This window comes from Myroides profundi (assembly GCF_000833025.1).
Classification (GTDB): Bacteria; Bacteroidota; Bacteroidia; order Flavobacteriales; family Flavobacteriaceae; genus Flavobacterium; species Flavobacterium profundi_A.
The window spans coordinates 505,457-521,950 of sequence record NZ_CP010817.1 but is presented as its reverse complement, the minus strand read 5'-3'; the positions used below and the strand labels follow the sequence as shown (position 1 = coordinate 521,950).

Sequence of the window (16,494 nt, the reverse complement as noted above, 5' to 3'; positions counted from 1 at the left end):
ACTAGTTATTTTGATCAGCCTCTAATAATAATTGGCTATTTATAATATTATCTTTTACTGTTTTGAATACATGATTCTTTGCCTCTGCATAAGACACGTCATATATCCTCGTTAACGTTCTGTATTCTTCTGGATATTCCTTAAGTAACTTATCGTAATAGAAGTCAAGAGCTTCTTTATTCGGAGCGGTATATTCTAACTGTAACTCAAAGCGTCTAACTAAAGCTTCGTCAATCATGTGTATCTGATTCGTAGCTGCCATAAGAATAGACTTCTGTGGTAGATTATCTATCAACTGTAAGATAGCATTCACTACACGTTTCATCTCACTGTTATCCTTATTGTCATAATCCCTAATCTGACCTAATGAATCAAACTCATCAAAGAATAGCACAGAACTCTCGTATTGAATTTCTTTAAATAAACTCTCAATATTCTTAGCCGTTTCTCCTAGCTTGGAAGAAACAATAGTAGCAAGATTAACAATGATAAGTTTCTTATCTAAATGTTTAGCAATAGCCTTAGCTGTCATGGTCTTACCACATCCTGTCTTACCATAAAGCAATATCTTATTACTAACAGGAAGATTATACTTCATCAGTATATCACGGTATTTATACTCTTTTAGAAATTGAGTAATCTCAGCTTTTACGTTGTCATTAAACATGACATCATCTAAAGAAATCTTAGTGCGATCTATATAATATAAAGAACTCATATTAAACAATAAATTTGTTGTGTGTTAATCCACAAATATACTGCTTATATTCCTCGATTAACTCCTCCAGAAAAGAGAAAAAAAGAACATTTTAGTATATTCACAACTAATCCCCTAAACAAAACCATTCCTCCTCGATTAGAAATAATGAGCGCGAATAGTAATCTGATAAAGAGTCATTCCTCCTTCTTTATTTCTATAGAAATCAAAGTGATTAGATCTCTTCTGTTTGTCCTTAACTTCCTTTATATTTACACTAAACACGGGAAACTCAGCACTTCTCCATTTGCCTTCTTCATCTAAATATAATTGTTTGTCTTGCTCAGATGTGATTTCTGTATCATCAGTTATCACTCCATCTTCTATATAATAATCAATGTGATAACGACTATTATCCTCCGTTCTTACTAAGTCAAATGCTTGAGTGATTAGTTCTCTCTTATCTTCTAACAACTCCTTTTTATCAATGACTATATAATCACCTATATTATTATTATCTATTTCTAAGTTCACTTTCAGATTATCTGATAGATACTTCTCCCATTTACTTCCTTCTGTACTTGGTAAGAATACCTGCTCTGTGAAATGTTGCAAATACTTCTCTAATTGAACGAAGTTATAATACTTACCATTTACCCCCTTTAAGCTAACATAATAACTATCTTCTAGAGGTTCGTCAGTAATTTTCAAACTAAACATATCTAAATCAATATGAGGTTCAAGCATATCTTCAATTAATACTTCCCCTTTTGTATTTAAAAGATAGGTATCTCCTCCTAGAAGTACATTATGTCTATCACCATTTCTCCCTATATTATCTTTTACAGCACCTTTTAGAGCATATAGCATACCATTATGTACTTTGGTTAACCCAGAATATATAGGTTCTATGACCACTTGTCCTTTATCATTATACAAACCAACTAACTCTCTGTCTTTATCTGTAAAACGAATATAATTCTCACTAGAATAATCAGGAGCGACTACATCATAATAATATACATGATCTACTCTTATATCTTCTCCATTATCTTGTTTAATCAGATAATATATATCCAATCCTATCTCTTTCTCATCTATTATAGTGCGGATACGATTACTATTTTTGACAACTTTAGGTTTAGAAGGGTAGTTGTTCTCCTGATAATAATTCTGATACACAAAAACACCAATACCCAATAATAACAATCCTCCTACAATAGAGAATATCTTTCTCATAGCTTATTTCTTTAACAGTAAATATAACGATTATCTTACAGAACATGAACAAAAAAAGGAGTGACTATTCATCACTCCTTACCTATTCTTATCTATAGTTCTGGTATAACTCCGTCTCTATAATCTTATTCTTCACCTGCTAAGAAGAACTTCATTGACTTCATTGGGTAGTCTTCTCTACTCATATTACTAGGGTTAGCAATAGCTTTCTTAATGCTGATCACATCACCTACTTTGAAGTTTGCTTCTGTATATTGGTAATCTAATAAATAAGGCCCACAGAAATAATTTCCTTTAGCATCTTTCTCTATCGCTCCTTTAAAAATACCTTTTTTAGTTTCTTTAGACATAGTATATAACTGTTAATGGTACAAAGATACAACAAAAAAGGTAGCTCAATAAGCTACCTTTTAATATCAGTATAATATGTTCGTTATGATCCACACATTTCACAATCTTCGTCATTATTAGCAGCCATTCTAGCACGCTGTAACATCGCTTGATAATCTTCTACAGACACCTGCTCTACTTCTTCTATAGCATTTGGATTAGCTTTCTTCTCATTATTTAAAGTAAACTTAATCGCGTCTACAGCAGACTTTGTACGCAAATAATACATTCCTGTCTTTAAGCCTGACTTCCAAGCATAGAAGTGCATAGAAGTTAACTTAGCATAGTTCGCTCCTTCCATAAACAAGTTTAGAGATTGAGACTGATCAATGAAATATCCACGTTGACGGGACATATCAATGATATCTTTCATACTAAGTTCCCATACCGTTTTATACAACTCTCTAATATCAGCAGGTATAAAGTCAATATGTTGAATAGAACCATTCGCACGCATGATTTCTTGTTTTAAATCTTCATTCCAAAGCCCTAACTCTACAAGGTCTTTCAATAAATGTTTATTAACAACAATAAACTCTCCTGACAACACACGTCTAGTGTAAATATTCGATGTATAAGGTTCGAATGCCTCATTATTTCCTAAGATTTGAGAAGTAGATGCTGTAGGCATTGGAGCTAATAATAAAGAGTTTCTCACTCCGCTAGCCATTACTTCTTTTCTCAAAGAAGCCCAATCCCATCTTCCACTTAATTCCTCATCTTTCACACCCCACATATTGTATTGGAACTCTCCTTTAGAAATAGGCGATCCCTCAAACGTAGAATATGCTCCTTCTTCTTTAGCCATCTCCATAGAGGCAGTTAAAGCAGCAAAATATATCGTTTCGAATATCTCTTGATTTAATTGCTTTGCTTCTGGACTAGTGAATGGCATTCTCATCATGATAAATGCATCTGCTAATCCTTGTACTCCTAATCCTACAGGTCTATGACGCATATTAGAATTATACGCCTCTTCTACAGGATAATAGTTTCTATCAATAACTCTATTTAAGTTACGTGTAATACGCTTCGTTACATCAAATAAGAACTGATGATTAAATTGACCATCCTCTACGAACATTGGCAATGAGATTGATGCCAAATTACATACCGCTACTTCATCTGGAGAAGTGTACTCCATAATCTCAGTACATAAATTAGATGATCTAATCACACCTAGATTCTTCTGATTTGACTTCGCATTAGCCGCATCTTTATAAAGCATATAAGGTGTTCCTGTCTCTATCTGAGCCTCTAGAACTGCTTCCCATAATTCACGTGCCTTGATTGTACGTCTACCTTTACCTTCATTCTCATACTTCAGATAAAGTTGTTCGAACTCTTCTCTATACACATCACAAAGGCCAGGGCACTCATTAGGACACATTAAAGTCCATTTCTCATCAGCCTCCACACGTTGCATGAATAGATCATTGATCCATAGAGCAAGGAACAAATCACGTGCACGCATTTCTTCTTTACCGTGGTTCTTTCTCAATTCGATAAAGTCAAATACATCTGCATGCCATGGCTCTAAGTAAATAGCAAAGCTACCTTTACGTTTACCCCCACCTTGGTCTACATATCTAGCCGTATCATTATACACACGTAGCATAGGCACGATACCGTTAGAAGTACCATTCGTCCCTCTGATATAAGATCCTGTTGCACGTACATTGTGAATAGAAAGACCTATACCTCCAGCTGATTGAGAAATCTTAGCTGTTTGTTTTAAGGTATCATATATCCCTTCAATACTATCATCCTTCATTGTCAATAAGAAACAAGATGACATCTGAGGCTTAGGTGTTCCTGAATTAAATAATGTTGGCGTAGCATGTGTAAAATACTTCTTAGACATCAATTCATATGTTTCTATAACAGAATCAATATCATCTAAGTGTATCCCTACCGCTACACGCATAAGCATATGTTGAGGACGCTCTACTATCTTACCATTAAGCTTTAATAAATAAGAACGCTCTAATGTCTTAAAACCAAAGTAGTCATAGTTAAAATCGCGTTGATAGATAATAGTAGAATCTAATCTGTCACTATGCTTTTTAATCACCTCATACACATCGTCAGCGATAAGTGGGGCTTCCTGTCCTGTACGAGGGTTAACATATCTATATAAATCTTCTACTGTTTCTGAGAATACTTTTTTAGTATTCTTATGTAAATTAGACACTGCTATTCTAGCGGCTAACAGCGCATAGTCTGGATGCGTCACAGTCATAGAAGCCGCTGTCTCCGCTGCCAGATTATCTAATTCAGAAGTAGCTACTCCATCGTATAATCCTTCGATAACTCTCATCGCTACCTTTACAGGATCTACGAACTCATTTAGCTCATAACACAGTATTCTAATTCGGTCTGTAATCTTGTCAAAACTTACAGGCTCTCTTCTTCCGTCTCTTTTTATTACGTACATCTACTCTTTTTCCTTTTTAAGTTAACAATTAAAAATCTGCGTCGAAGCTAATCTTATTACCTCCTTCTTCTTTAGAAATCACTCCAGCTTTCTGGTATTCAGACACACGCTTTTCGAAGAAGTTTGTCTTACCTTGTAGAGAAATCATATCCATAAAGTCAAAAGGATTACCTACATTATACTCTTTCGCACAACCTAACTCCACTAATAATCTATCTGTCACAAACTCTAAATACTGAGTCATTAATGTAGAGTTCATACCAATTAAACTAACAGGTAAAGACTCTGTAATAAACTCTCTTTCTATATTTAAAGCATCTACTAAGATTTCTCTAATACGCTCTTTAGGAACTTTATTAATCAAGTGGTGATTATGTAAGTGTACTGCGAAGTCACAGTGTACTCCTTCATCTCTAGATATTAATTCATTTGAGAATGTAAGACCTGGCATAAGCCCTCTTTTCTTTAACCAGAAAATAGAACAAAATGCTCCTGAGAAGAAGATACCTTCTACAGCTGCAAAAGCGATTAAACGTTCTGCAAACGAATCTGACTCTATCCACTTCAGTGCCCATTCAGCTTTTTTCATAATAGCCGGGAACACCTCTATAGCTCTGAATAATCTATCTTTATCTTCCTCGTTCTTCACATACGTATCGATAAGTAAAGAATAAGTCTCACTGTGAATATTCTCCATCATAATCTGGAATCCATAGAAGAACTTTGCCTCAGCGTACTGTACCTCATTCACGAAGTTCTCTGCTAAGTTTTCATTCACGATACCATCAGATGCAGCGAAGAAAGCAAGGATATGTTTGATAAAATAACGTTCATCTTCATTTAGCTTATTGTTCCAATCAGATAAATCTTGATGCAAATCAATCTCTTCTGCTGTCCAAAAGCTAGCTTCCATCTTCTTATACCAGTCCCAAATATCATGATGTTTGATAGGAAATATTACGAATCTATTTTTGTTTTCAGTTAAAATTGGTTCTTGAACAGCCATACTATATTGAATATAAAAGATTAAAATATCATGAGAGTACCTCTCCTCTCTTTTACAAATATGATGTTTTTTTTGCTCTATAAAAAATTAGTGTACAATCTACTTATTCACAAATGGTACAAGTTATTAACAATGACTAACAATCAACAACTTACACAATTTGCTAATTTACAACAACTTACAAAAAACAATCTTACTACTTTAAACAGCTTCACCCTACTACCACTAAGGGATAAGAGCTCCTATCAAGACAGCAAACTAATCGATTAAATCTTTCGAGATACAGCTCAGTTATTTAACACAAAAAGCTCTTATCTGTACAATATAGAACATAAAAAAACGGCAACTATAAATAGTTGCCGTTTTCTATATTTCAAAAAGTTTCTAACTACTAAAGTTCGAAAGCTTTCTTAGGATTATTACCTAATAATAATTCAGTTGGGTTCTCTAAAGCTTCTTTAATAGCTACTAAGAAACCTACTGACTCACGTCCGTCGATGATTCTGTGGTCATAAGATAACGCCACATACATCATTGGGTGAATCTCAACTTTTCCATCTACAGCGATAGGACGCTCAATGATATTGTGCATACCTAAGATAGCAGACTGTGGAGGGTTGATAATTGGAGTAGATAACATAGATCCGAATACACCACCATTAGTAATAGTGAATGTACCACCTGTCATCTCATCTACAGTGATTTGTCCATCACGAGCTCTGATAGCTAAACGCTTGATTTCAGCCTCAACACCACGGAAAGATAATAACTCAGCATTTCTCACTACTGGCACCATTAGACCTTTAGGTCCTGATACAGCGATAGAGATATCAGCGAAGTCAAACTTGATTTGGTCTTGACCATCGATCATAGAGTTCACGTCTGGATATAATTCTAAAGCACGAGTAACAGCTTTAGTGAAGAAAGACATAAATCCTAATCCTACACCATGCTTAGCTTTGAAAGCATCTTTGTACTCAGCTCTTAATTTGTTTACGTTAGTTAAGTTAACTTCGTTGAATGTAGTTAACATAGCAGTCGTGTTTTTAGCTTCTACTAGACGCTCAGCTACTTTACGACGTAACATAGACATTTTTTTGCGCTCTTCTCCTCTAGGTCCTCCAGTTGGTGTACCCATAGAAGCTTTTGCGTTTACTGCATCTTCTTTAGTGATTCTACCATCTTTACCTGTACCAGTTACAGTAGCTGGGTTGATGCTTTTCTCATCTAAAATTTTCTTAGCAGCTGGAGATGCACTTCCAGTAGCATAAGTAGTAGCTGCAGCTTGCACAGGTTCAGCTTTAGGAGCTTCTGCTTTAGGAGCCTCTTGAGCTGGTTTAGCTTCTGTAGAAGCACCTCCTGCAGGTTTTGCAGCACTCATATCGATTAAACAAACTACTTGCCCTACAGCAACAGCGTCACCTTCTTCTGCTTTTAAAGTGATAATACCACTTTCTTCAGCTGGTAATTCTAAAGTTGCTTTATCTGAATCTACTTCAGCAATAGCTTGGTCTTTTTCAACGTAATCTCCATCTTTTACTAACCATGTAGCGATTTCAACTTCAGTAATTGATTCACCTGGCGAAGGAACTTTCATTTCTAAGATGCTCATCTGTATATGCTTTAATTAAATATTGTTATGTAAAAATACGTTTTTTTCTATTATAAATTCTTGTCGAACACTTTTGCGATAGCTTCTGCATAACGTTTTTTAGAACGCACAGAACTTCCTGAAGCTGGCGCACTAAATGCTTGGTTACCTGCATAACGCAATGGTTTCAAGTCAAAGTTCATTAACATATGCCCATAAGCACCCATGTTACGTGGCTCTTCTTGACCCCATACGAAGTCGTCTGCATTAGTATACTTCGCTAATACCTCAGCAATTTGCTCGATTGGTAATGGGAATAATTGTTCGATACGAACAAATGCGATATCCTTTCTACCTAATTCTTCACGCTTAGCTACTAAGTCGTAGTAGAACTTACCACTACACAATACCACTGATTTTACATCTGCAGCATTTACATTAGCATCGTCTATCACATATTGGAATTTACCATCTGTAAAGTCACTGATAGAAGATACCGCAGCTGGGTGTCTTAATAAACTCTTAGGAGACATATTGATTAATGGCTTTCTAAAGTCAGTGATCATTTGTCTTCTCATTAAGTGGAAGAAGTTAGCTGGAGTAGTTACATTCGTTACGAACATATTACTTTCAGCACATAACTGTAAGTAACGCTCTAATCTAGCAGAAGAGTGTTCAGCACCTTGATTCTCATATCCGTGAGGTAATAACATCACGATACCGTTCTGGTTGCTCCATTTATCTTCAGCAGCAGAGATATATTGATCCATCATAATCTGAGCTCCGTTAGAGAAATCCCCGAACTGTGCTTCCCAGATAGTTAATGTATTAGGATTAGTCAATGCATAACCATACTCAAAACCTAAAACAGCGTACTCAGCCAATAGAGAGTTGAATATTCTCATTTGACCATTTTGCTCTTTTAATTGGTTTAATAAGATGATTGACTCTTCTGTATCTTCTGTTTTCACTACAGCATGTCTGTGAGAGAATGTACCACGCTCTACATCTTGACCTGACATACGCACATCGTATCCATCTGTCAATAGTGTACCATACGCTAATAACTCACCCATAGCCCAGTCTAAAGCATCTTTCTCGAAGAACATAGCTTTTCTATCTCCGATAAGCCTTGTCACCTTATTGATGAATTTTTTATCACCAGGCAATGCAGTAATTACTTCAGCAATTGCAGTTAATTTCTCTTTAGAAACTTTAGTGTCGTAGTCAGCTACCATTTTGTCACGACCTGCGATATGGAATCCATCCCAGTTCTCTTCCATAAATGTTCTAACCTTAGCAAATTCTTTTTCACGAGAAGTGCTTAACTCTTGTTCTAAAGCATCTTTATATTGTTTCTCTAAAGATTTAACGAAAGCATCATCTACCACTTTATCCTCTAATAATCTAGCATTATAGATATTACGAGAGTTAGGGTGTTTAGAGATTAACTTGTACAAGATTGGTTGAGTGAACTTTGGTTCATCTCCCTCGTTGTGTCCGTATTTACGGTATCCAACTAAGTCAATAAATACATCTGTACCAAAATGCATACGGTAATCTAAAGCGAATAAGAATGCTCTTACTGCAGCTTCAGTATCGTCAGCGTTAACGTGTAATACAGGAGATTGAGTTACTTTAGCAACATCTGTAGAATAAGTAGAAGAACGACCATCAGAATAGTTAGTTGTAAAACCAACTTGGTTGTTTAATACAATGTGAATTGTACCTTCTGTCTTATACCCTCTAAGTTTAGCCATCTGTACAATTTCATAAACAATTCCTTGTCCAGCAATTGCAGCATCTCCGTGAAGAGCGATAGGTAAAACTTTAGATGGTTCGTTTACAAAGATAGTATCTTGTTTCGCTCTAGCGATACCTTCGATAACTGCCCCTACAGTCTCTAAGTGAGAAGGGTTAGGAGTTAAGTTAACATGGATCTCTTTTCCAGAACGAGTCTTACGTGTAGATGTAAGACCTAAGTGATACTTAACGTCTCCGTCAAAACCTTCAACAGCATCATAATCTTTACCGTCAAATTCAGCAAAGATATCTTGTGCAGGTTTGTGGAATACGTTAGCTAATACATTAAGACGTCCACGGTGTGCCATCCCTACTACGATCTCTTCTACTCCTTTTTCAGCAGCAGCGTCCATCATAAAGTCCATTGCTGGTATTGCAGCTTCTAGACCCTCTAGTGAGAAACGTTTTTGTCCAACGTATTTTGTATTTAGGAAGTTTTCAAAAGACACTGCCTCAATTAACTTGTGCAGAATTTCTTTCTTCTCTTCACTATCAAATTTTGCCTCTGTAGCCTCATAGTGATTTTGAATCCATTGTACAGCAGCTTCATCAGTGATGTACTTGTACTCAATACCTAATGTAGTACAGTAAATTTTCTCTAATTGGGCAATGATTTGTCCCAATGTAGTAGTTGGTAGTTGTATTGTTTTTGCAGCCTCAAAATTAACATTCAAATCTGCTTGAGAAAGACCAAACTTCTCTAAACTCAAATCTGGATGCTCTACTTTTCTGTCTCTTAATGGGTTTGTTTTAGTCAATAAATGCCCATAAGTTCTGTAAGCGTCAATTAATTTTAATACAGCAAACTCCTTTTGAAGTTGCCCTAACTGCGCTGAACTATCTACACCAACACTATTACTTGACGTATAAGCTTGTGATAATTGCTCAACAGGCCCACCATTGTATTCATTTGCAAAGTCAAATCCCTGAAAGAAAGCTCTCCAGCTTGGCTCTACGCTATCTGGGCTTTCTAAATATTGATCATATAAATCTGCAAAAAATGCAGTGTGTGCCGCATTTAAAAAGGAATATCTATCCATAATTTCGTCTAAAGACCTTTTGTTTAAATATTATATCTACAAAAATACAACTCTTTATGACAAAACTATAAACTTTTGCTTATTTTTATCTGATAATTATTTTATAAAATTGAAATGAAAAGATTTAACATCAACTATTTACTGTTTTTTTTATCAATATCATTTTTTTTAGGTGGCTCTTTTTCCATTCTTGCACAAGATCAAGGAAATAGCTCCAAAAATTATGATTTTGGTAAAAGGTGGAAATTTGGTGGAGGCCTTGGAGTTGGCTTCGGAAGTGGTTACACTGATGTAATGGTTGCTCCGAGTGCACTATACCAGGTTAACCCTTATTTTGCAGCTGGTGTAGGACTACAAGGAAGCTATATCAGTAGTAAAAACAGAAGCTACTACAACAGTAGTGTTAAAGAATACAACTCTTGGTTATACGGAGGTAGTATAATCGCGCTGTCGAATCCTATACCTGAAATACAACTTTCGGCAGAATTAGAACAACTAAGAGTAAACAACACCTATAAGTATCACACAGGAGAAAAACTAGATGACAACTTCTGGAACACTGCTTTATTCTTAGGTATAGGATATAGTAACGGACCTGTTACAATAGGTGTGAGATACAATGTTCTTTATAAAGAAAAAGACATGGTATATGGGAGCGCCTATATGCCTTTCGTTAGATTTTACTTCTAATTCATTTATAGTATAAAACAAAAGAAGCACCTTATAAGGTGCTTCTTCTGTTTTATACTTACAGTGTACTTCGTATATACACTTTTTGATATTCTCGTTTTAGGATTAGAAAAGTCACTTGCTTTAAGTAATCCTCTATATCTACACTCTTAATAGCCTTGATATCTGCCTCAGCAATATCTATTCTATACAGTAGACTAGAGAACTTAGACACAGAAGTCTGTGTGACTATTTTATGCAATTGATTATAAACCTCATAGACCAACTTAGAAGGGGTGTCTGCCACTATCTCTATAGAAGGATCCACAGTCATACGGAAGTCTTTCTCGACTTGCTTTACTAATTCTCCCAGTAGATTATACTCACCTACCTTCTGTTCTATATACAGTACAGCCTCTTCTATCATGACCTAGTCTGTTTATACTCTTCTATCCATTAGTTCATGACTAAATGTTCTCAATTGCTGTTTTTTATCTTCCGCAATATCCATTTGGTCTAAGATAGCTAATGCTTTAATCGTGTACTCCTCGATCAAGTTTTTAGAATCATTAGCAGAACCTGTCTCCATAAACAACTCTTTCACACGAGTTACTTTCTCCTCTGCATTCTGTTCTGTACTAGAGAAATAGTTTACTAATTCCTCACGTTGTGATTCATTTGCATTCATTACTGCTTTTAGATATAAGAATGTCTTTTTGTTTTCTAAAATATCACCTCCCACTTGTTTACCAAATGTAGCTGCATCACCGAATGCGTCTAAATAATCATCTTGTAACTGGAACGCAATCCCTAAGTTAATACCAAAGTCATAGATATCCTCAGCATTCTTCTGGCTACTACCTGCTACGATAGCCCCCATCTTTAAGGCTGCCCCTACGAGTACTGCAGTCTTAAACTTAATCATCTGAATATACTCCGGAATACTCACATCATTTCTATTCTCGAAACAGATATCCCATTGCTGTCCTTCACATACTTCAATAGCCGTTTTGCTAAACAGTTTAGCTAAGTCGCGGAACGTATCGCTCTCATAGTTTTCAAAATACTGATAAGCCAAAATTAACATCGCATCTCCAGACAAGATAGCCGTATTGGTATTCCACTTCTCATGTACAGTCTGATGCCCTCTTCTCAGTGGTGCATCATCCATAATATCATCATGCATTAAAGAGAAGTTGTGAAATAATTCGATAGCCGTAGCTGCGTGAATGGCTTTCTTAGGATCAATACCAAAAACATCAGCTGCCATTAAAGTCAATACTGGTCGAATTTGTTTTCCCCCTAATGATAATATATATGAGATCGGTTCGTAAAGTTCCTTTGGAGTACCTGATAAAGAAATCGAATCTATAAATTCAGAAATCTGCTCTTTATACTTAACTATTGATTGCATTACTTAAATTATTTTGTGTAAAAATACGCGTTTTTTTCGAAGATAATCATCTATATCCCTTTTTTAAACGGTTATCACTAATGCTTATCTAAAAATACCATTCTGTTTACCCCCTTCATACTTCACTGTACAGTATGATAATTCTATTCTTAATATCTGTTGATTATGTTATTCTACCTATCACATCACTTTTAGTATGAAGAGAATATTCTTAGCACCTAAAGCTATTCCCTAGATATCCGTCATCAGCCTTTCTTCAGCATCAGGCGCTATACGATGTTCAAAGCTAAAAGGGAGTGAAGTAACCTCATCTCGTTTATACACTCTGATCATAAGCTTCTCTATCGGATGAGCAAATGTGATATACACCTGATCCCTCCCTTTGTGGTGTGAACCTTTTTTCACTTTTTTAGTTTCACCTGTCCTAGAGACATCTCTTATAATCTTATTCTCCTCCGATATTCCATAGACTACCACATAATAATCGCTGTTATAAGGCAAGTCTAGCGTCACTTCATTCTCATCTGCTTTCAGTAACTTTACTTCACCTATCTCTGTCTTTATTAATGGCTCCTTATTACTAATCTCATACGTATTGTGCTTTAGCATATCTATCGTACCATTATAAACAATAGAATGTACAGGCCTTTCTACGAGATACCCGAATACATTCACAGACCCATCATACACTTCCCATACTTTCAGTTCTAGTTGGGTTATTCTTTCTTTATCTACATCTGTCAGTACATTATCTCTTTGGCGTTCTTCACCACTAACACGTTTCGTAGTTACATAGATTCCTGCCGCCTCACCTGAAGTACCATCGACATAATTAATTTTATATGGAATCAATACTGGTAATAATTCAGGATTATCAAAGAAATAGCGTCTATCAGGTACGCCTAGTACTTGATTTAAATCTATCATTTGTTTCTTAAATCTAGTAATCACACCTAATATACTATCTGTAATTACCTCCACCTCTTGACCTGCATAGAGCGCACTTAATCTCACTATTTTCTCTTCTGTCGTTAATTCTACTAATTCCCAACCAAAGTTAGTCTCATCCACATTCTCGATAGTCTCTACCATCACCTCCTCTATAGAGGTATCAATAACCACCTGCTCTTCATCATCCTTACAGCTACTGAACAGCAGCACTAATGAGATCATGTTTATTAATAAAACTCTATACATATCTATATCCTATTGAATAATTTAGTAGTGTCTCTACATTTATTTATATAACCCTAAAATACAACACTTTATTATATTTAATTAATATTTATACAAATTAATCACTCCCTAATTAACAAAAAACAATATCATTTCTATTCTCCCCCTCTTTTTTAAGTGCAATCCTAAGCTATGTGGTTATATCATTTACAACCTGACATGACACTAAAAAGACTTAGTTATTTATAACTAAGTCTTTTGATTTTAATCTTATTTTTCAAGTTTCAACCCTAACTCTAATCGAATCCTAATTTCTAGAAAATCATCAGTAAATAATAACTAAACAAGTTGTAAACACCTAACTCGCAAACTATAAATCTCCATAATAGCCTATTCTAGAGATAATAGCTACTTATGGATGTATTGCCTTACTATGACTAGCACATAAAATTACAACTCACTAACAATCAAAACACAACATATATTAACTTTCATCTCCTTCGGATAGTGTTCGGTAATATGTAGTATTTACTAGGCTTAAAAGGTTATTTACCGAACTATATTCATCTAACACCCGAATCATCTCATACCCACAAACCAAACACTCCCTACTACATTAGTTACCTCCCTATAACTATGATCATTTTAGTCTTCCTGTCCTCACAAATATTCCTTTCTTCCTACTCTAACCTCAAATGCATTGTTACTATCACAATCGTAGTTTGATAGCATAGTGATCGCATAAAAAACAGCCTTAATTATGTAACCACTATGCGATAACTATGCGAACAGTTCCCAAAAATCAAACGCAACGCAGTACTAACAAAGGTTTGAGTAGTAGATAGCATTGCAGTACTTCTAAAGATGATTATATCTTCTAAGCTAGACGATATTGTTCGTAAATATGATCGTTATAACATAATCTTCACTTCGTTTAGAAACTTTTTTACATCAAAAAGTTTTTGACAACAAAACACATTAAGAACTCACATACAATAGATTACAAAAATAAAGAAACTAATACATACGTTAAAGTTTCCTTAATTGACAAGGAAACGAATTTATTATCAAAGTTTCCAAACTATATTTGCCCAACAAATAATAAACAACATGGAAACCCTAATATTAGAAAAAGCAACCCAAATGTTTCTTAGCCAAGGCTTTAAAACAGTGACTATGGATGATATCGCAGCTGAGCTGAGTATCTCTAAAAAAACAATCTACCAACACTATGCTTCTAAACCAGAATTAATAGAAAAAGCACTAGCGAGTATCAATGCTAAATTTCTGTTCACAATAGAACAGACGCTTAAAGAAGGGAAAGAGGCAATACCCGAAATCCTAGCCGCGCATGATGATATCAATGAGACTTTCTTAATAGACTCCTCTGCTTGCTTCTATCAGCTAACGAAGTATTATCCTAAACTAGCGCAAAAGCAAAAGGTATTCCATGAGAAGAAATACGTTCGCCTTATAGAACAGAACCTTGAAAAAGGAATCAAAGAAGGAGTATATCGCTCTGAGATAGACATAGACTATGTAGCTAGATTTCACATCGCATCCTTAGTCGCTATCGAAGACCTAGACTACTTCCCTGATTCAGATTATAGTCATCTAGAGATACATGCACTACACCTAGAGTATCATATCCGCAGTATTGCTACGGATAAAGGATTAAAAATATTCAAAGAATTAACTCAGAAGAATAGATAATGAAGACATTTAAAATAACGCTTATTACACTATTAGCGACTTTTATTGTAAATGCACAGGAACCTTTAAGTCTTAAAGATGCACTGCACTATGCCTTACAGCACAAAGCTGAGGCTAAGCAAGCTAGTCTAGATATCGAGAACAGTCAGTATCAGATAGAAGAAGTCAGAGCGAATGCACTACCTCGTATAGATATAGAAGCGAACTTACTGAACAATGTGAAGATACAGGAGATGCCTCTGACCATGGGTGGACAGACACAGATGATTCCTTTCAATCTAAAGTGGAACTCTAGTATCACTGCTACAGCGTCACAAGTACTGTTTAACCAAGCTGTCTTCATGGGACTTAAAGCGGCACGTACTGCTAAAGAATTTTACATCATCAATAAAGAGCTTACAGATGAGCAAATTATAGAGAAAGTAGCGAGTACTTACTATCAGGTATACCAGACAAAAGCTATGCTGAAGACGATAGAGACTACGATAGAGAGTACTACGAAGATTAAGGATATTATAGAGAACCTACACAGCAATGGACTGGCTACGCAGATAGACCTAGACCGTACTAAGGTGAGTCTTAGTAATATCAAAGCTACTAGACAGAAGATCGTCAATGCGATAGACTTACAAGAGAATGCACTAAAGTTCTTTATGGGAATGGATGTGAACACACCTATCGCAATGCCAGACACGACTTTCACAGTAGATGACAGTGGTATACTAGCAGAGAATAGAATAGATGACAGAACAGAAATACACCTATTAGAGAAACAAAAAGACCTACTAGAGTACAAGAGAAAATCTATCGTTGCAGACTATTATCCATCATTAGCAGCCTTCGGAAACTTCGCTTATCAAGGGCTTGGGGACAAACTACCATGGGGAGGTTCTACAGCAGATAAAGTGTATTGGATGAATACCTCAGCAGTAGGATTACAACTAAAGATACCTGTGTTTAGTGGGTTTGCTACACGCTCTAAGGTGAGACAAGTAGAAATCGAACAAAAGAAAGTGGATGTACAGATACACGATGTGAAAGAGGCACTATCACTAGACTTTAGCAATGCACAGAAGTCATTAGAGAATGCTCTGATCACCATAGATATCCAAAAAGACAATGTAGGCCTAGCTAAAAACATCTTGTCTAATATCCAGAATAACTATAAGCACGGTCTAGCTTCACTAACAGACTTACTCAATGCTGAGAATGCGTATACGGAGGCAGAGAATAACTATACTACATCTATGCTAGACTATAAACTAGCACAGATCCAATTAATAAAAGCTCAAGGAGAGTTAAAGACATTATTAGATTAA

At 35.6% G+C, this 16,494-nt stretch carries 13 protein-coding genes; 3 read left to right on the top strand and 10 right to left on the bottom strand.

Features of this window, described 5'->3' with window-relative positions:
* Nucleotide 1 precedes the first annotated feature (1 nt).
* The 7 genes from MPR_RS02385 to MPR_RS02355 form a co-directional block, all read right to left on the bottom strand.
* The gene (locus MPR_RS02385) at nucleotides 2-718 is read right to left on the bottom strand and encodes an AAA family ATPase (protein WP_006257413.1); all 717 of its coding nucleotides are present in this window, start codon (nucleotides 716-718) and stop codon (nucleotides 2-4) included.
* 138 nt (nucleotides 719-856) lie between these two features.
* On the bottom strand, nucleotides 857-1,936 hold the full coding sequence (locus tag MPR_RS02380; protein ID WP_041888813.1) for a hypothetical protein: 1,080 nt from the start codon (nucleotides 1,934-1,936) through the stop codon (nucleotides 857-859).
* Between the two features lie 125 nt (nucleotides 1,937-2,061).
* Entirely contained in the window at nucleotides 2,062-2,286 is a 225-nt protein-coding gene (locus MPR_RS02375) for a hypothetical protein (RefSeq protein WP_006257415.1), read from the bottom strand.
* An 83-nt stretch (nucleotides 2,287-2,369) separates the two neighbouring features.
* Nucleotides 2,370-4,763 (bottom strand): ribonucleoside-diphosphate reductase subunit alpha, encoded by a 2,394-nt coding sequence (locus tag MPR_RS02370; protein ID WP_041888811.1) that lies wholly within the window; start codon nucleotides 4,761-4,763, stop codon nucleotides 2,370-2,372.
* Between the two features lie 28 nt (nucleotides 4,764-4,791).
* Nucleotides 4,792-5,769: a ribonucleotide-diphosphate reductase subunit beta gene (locus tag MPR_RS02365; protein ID WP_041888809.1), complete on the bottom strand. Its 978-nt coding sequence runs from the start codon at nucleotides 5,767-5,769 to the stop codon at nucleotides 4,792-4,794.
* 391 nt (nucleotides 5,770-6,160) lie between these two features.
* Nucleotides 6,161-7,381, bottom strand: a complete 1,221-nt coding sequence (odhB, locus tag MPR_RS02360; protein WP_006257418.1) for a 2-oxoglutarate dehydrogenase complex dihydrolipoyllysine-residue succinyltransferase — start codon at nucleotides 7,379-7,381, stop codon at nucleotides 6,161-6,163.
* Nucleotides 7,382-7,431: 50 nt separating this feature from the next.
* Nucleotides 7,432-10,203: a 2-oxoglutarate dehydrogenase E1 component gene (locus tag MPR_RS02355; RefSeq protein WP_006257419.1), complete on the bottom strand. Its 2,772-nt coding sequence runs from the start codon at nucleotides 10,201-10,203 to the stop codon at nucleotides 7,432-7,434.
* 114 nt (nucleotides 10,204-10,317) lie between these two features.
* On the opposite strand from MPR_RS02355, the gene MPR_RS02350 reads away from it, so the two are divergent.
* Nucleotides 10,318-10,893: a hypothetical protein gene (locus tag MPR_RS02350; protein WP_041888806.1), complete on the top strand. Its 576-nt coding sequence runs from the start codon at nucleotides 10,318-10,320 to the stop codon at nucleotides 10,891-10,893.
* A gap of 58 nt (nucleotides 10,894-10,951) precedes the next feature.
* Here the strand turns inward: MPR_RS02350 and MPR_RS02345 are convergent, their stop codons facing one another.
* The 3 genes from MPR_RS02345 to MPR_RS02335 form a co-directional block, all read right to left on the bottom strand.
* Nucleotides 10,952-11,299 (bottom strand): hypothetical protein, encoded by a 348-nt coding sequence (locus MPR_RS02345; RefSeq protein WP_006257421.1) that lies wholly within the window; start codon nucleotides 11,297-11,299, stop codon nucleotides 10,952-10,954.
* A 12-nt stretch (nucleotides 11,300-11,311) separates the two neighbouring features.
* A complete protein-coding gene (locus tag MPR_RS02340; RefSeq protein ID WP_041888804.1) occupies nucleotides 11,312-12,286 on the bottom strand; it encodes a polyprenyl synthetase family protein in 975 nt (324 codons plus the stop codon).
* A gap of 231 nt (nucleotides 12,287-12,517) precedes the next feature.
* On the bottom strand, nucleotides 12,518-13,483 hold the full coding sequence (locus tag MPR_RS02335; RefSeq protein ID WP_235280512.1) for a hypothetical protein: 966 nt from the start codon (nucleotides 13,481-13,483) through the stop codon (nucleotides 12,518-12,520).
* Between the two features lie 1,089 nt (nucleotides 13,484-14,572).
* On the opposite strand from MPR_RS02335, the gene MPR_RS02330 reads away from it, so the two are divergent.
* The gene (locus MPR_RS02330) at nucleotides 14,573-15,175 is read left to right on the top strand and encodes a TetR/AcrR family transcriptional regulator (protein ID WP_041888800.1); all 603 of its coding nucleotides are present in this window, start codon (nucleotides 14,573-14,575) and stop codon (nucleotides 15,173-15,175) included.
* Nucleotides 15,175-16,494, top strand: coding sequence for a TolC family protein (locus MPR_RS02325; protein ID WP_041888798.1), 1,320 nt, complete (start codon nucleotides 15,175-15,177; stop codon nucleotides 16,492-16,494). The genes MPR_RS02330 and MPR_RS02325 overlap by 1 nt, the downstream gene beginning before the upstream one ends.

Coding starts and splice junctions, on each gene's coding strand:
- MPR_RS02370 (WP_041888811.1), bottom strand. CDS start 4,763: ATGTACGTAATAAAAAGAGACGGAAGAAGAGAGCCTGTAAGTTTTGAC.
- MPR_RS02385 (WP_006257413.1), bottom strand. CDS start 718: ATGAGTTCTTTATATTATATAGATCGCACTAAGATTTCTTTAGATGAT.
- MPR_RS02365 (WP_041888809.1), bottom strand. CDS start 5,769: ATGGCTGTTCAAGAACCAATTTTAACTGAAAACAAAAATAGATTCGTA.
- odhB (WP_006257418.1), bottom strand. CDS start 7,381: ATGAGCATCTTAGAAATGAAAGTTCCTTCGCCAGGTGAATCAATTACT.
- MPR_RS02325 (WP_041888798.1), top strand. CDS start 15,175: ATGAAGACATTTAAAATAACGCTTATTACACTATTAGCGACTTTTATT.
- MPR_RS02350 (WP_041888806.1), top strand. CDS start 10,318: ATGAAAAGATTTAACATCAACTATTTACTGTTTTTTTTATCAATATCA.
- MPR_RS02335 (WP_235280512.1), bottom strand. CDS start 13,483: ATGTATAGAGTTTTATTAATAAACATGATCTCATTAGTGCTGCTGTTC.
- MPR_RS02375 (WP_006257415.1), bottom strand. CDS start 2,286: ATGTCTAAAGAAACTAAAAAAGGTATTTTTAAAGGAGCGATAGAGAAA.
- MPR_RS02340 (WP_041888804.1), bottom strand. CDS start 12,286: ATGCAATCAATAGTTAAGTATAAAGAGCAGATTTCTGAATTTATAGAT.
- MPR_RS02330 (WP_041888800.1), top strand. CDS start 14,573: ATGGAAACCCTAATATTAGAAAAAGCAACCCAAATGTTTCTTAGCCAA.
- MPR_RS02345 (WP_006257421.1), bottom strand. CDS start 11,299: ATGATAGAAGAGGCTGTACTGTATATAGAACAGAAGGTAGGTGAGTAT.
- MPR_RS02380 (WP_041888813.1), bottom strand. CDS start 1,936: ATGAGAAAGATATTCTCTATTGTAGGAGGATTGTTATTATTGGGTATT.
- MPR_RS02355 (WP_006257419.1), bottom strand. CDS start 10,203: ATGGATAGATATTCCTTTTTAAATGCGGCACACACTGCATTTTTTGCA.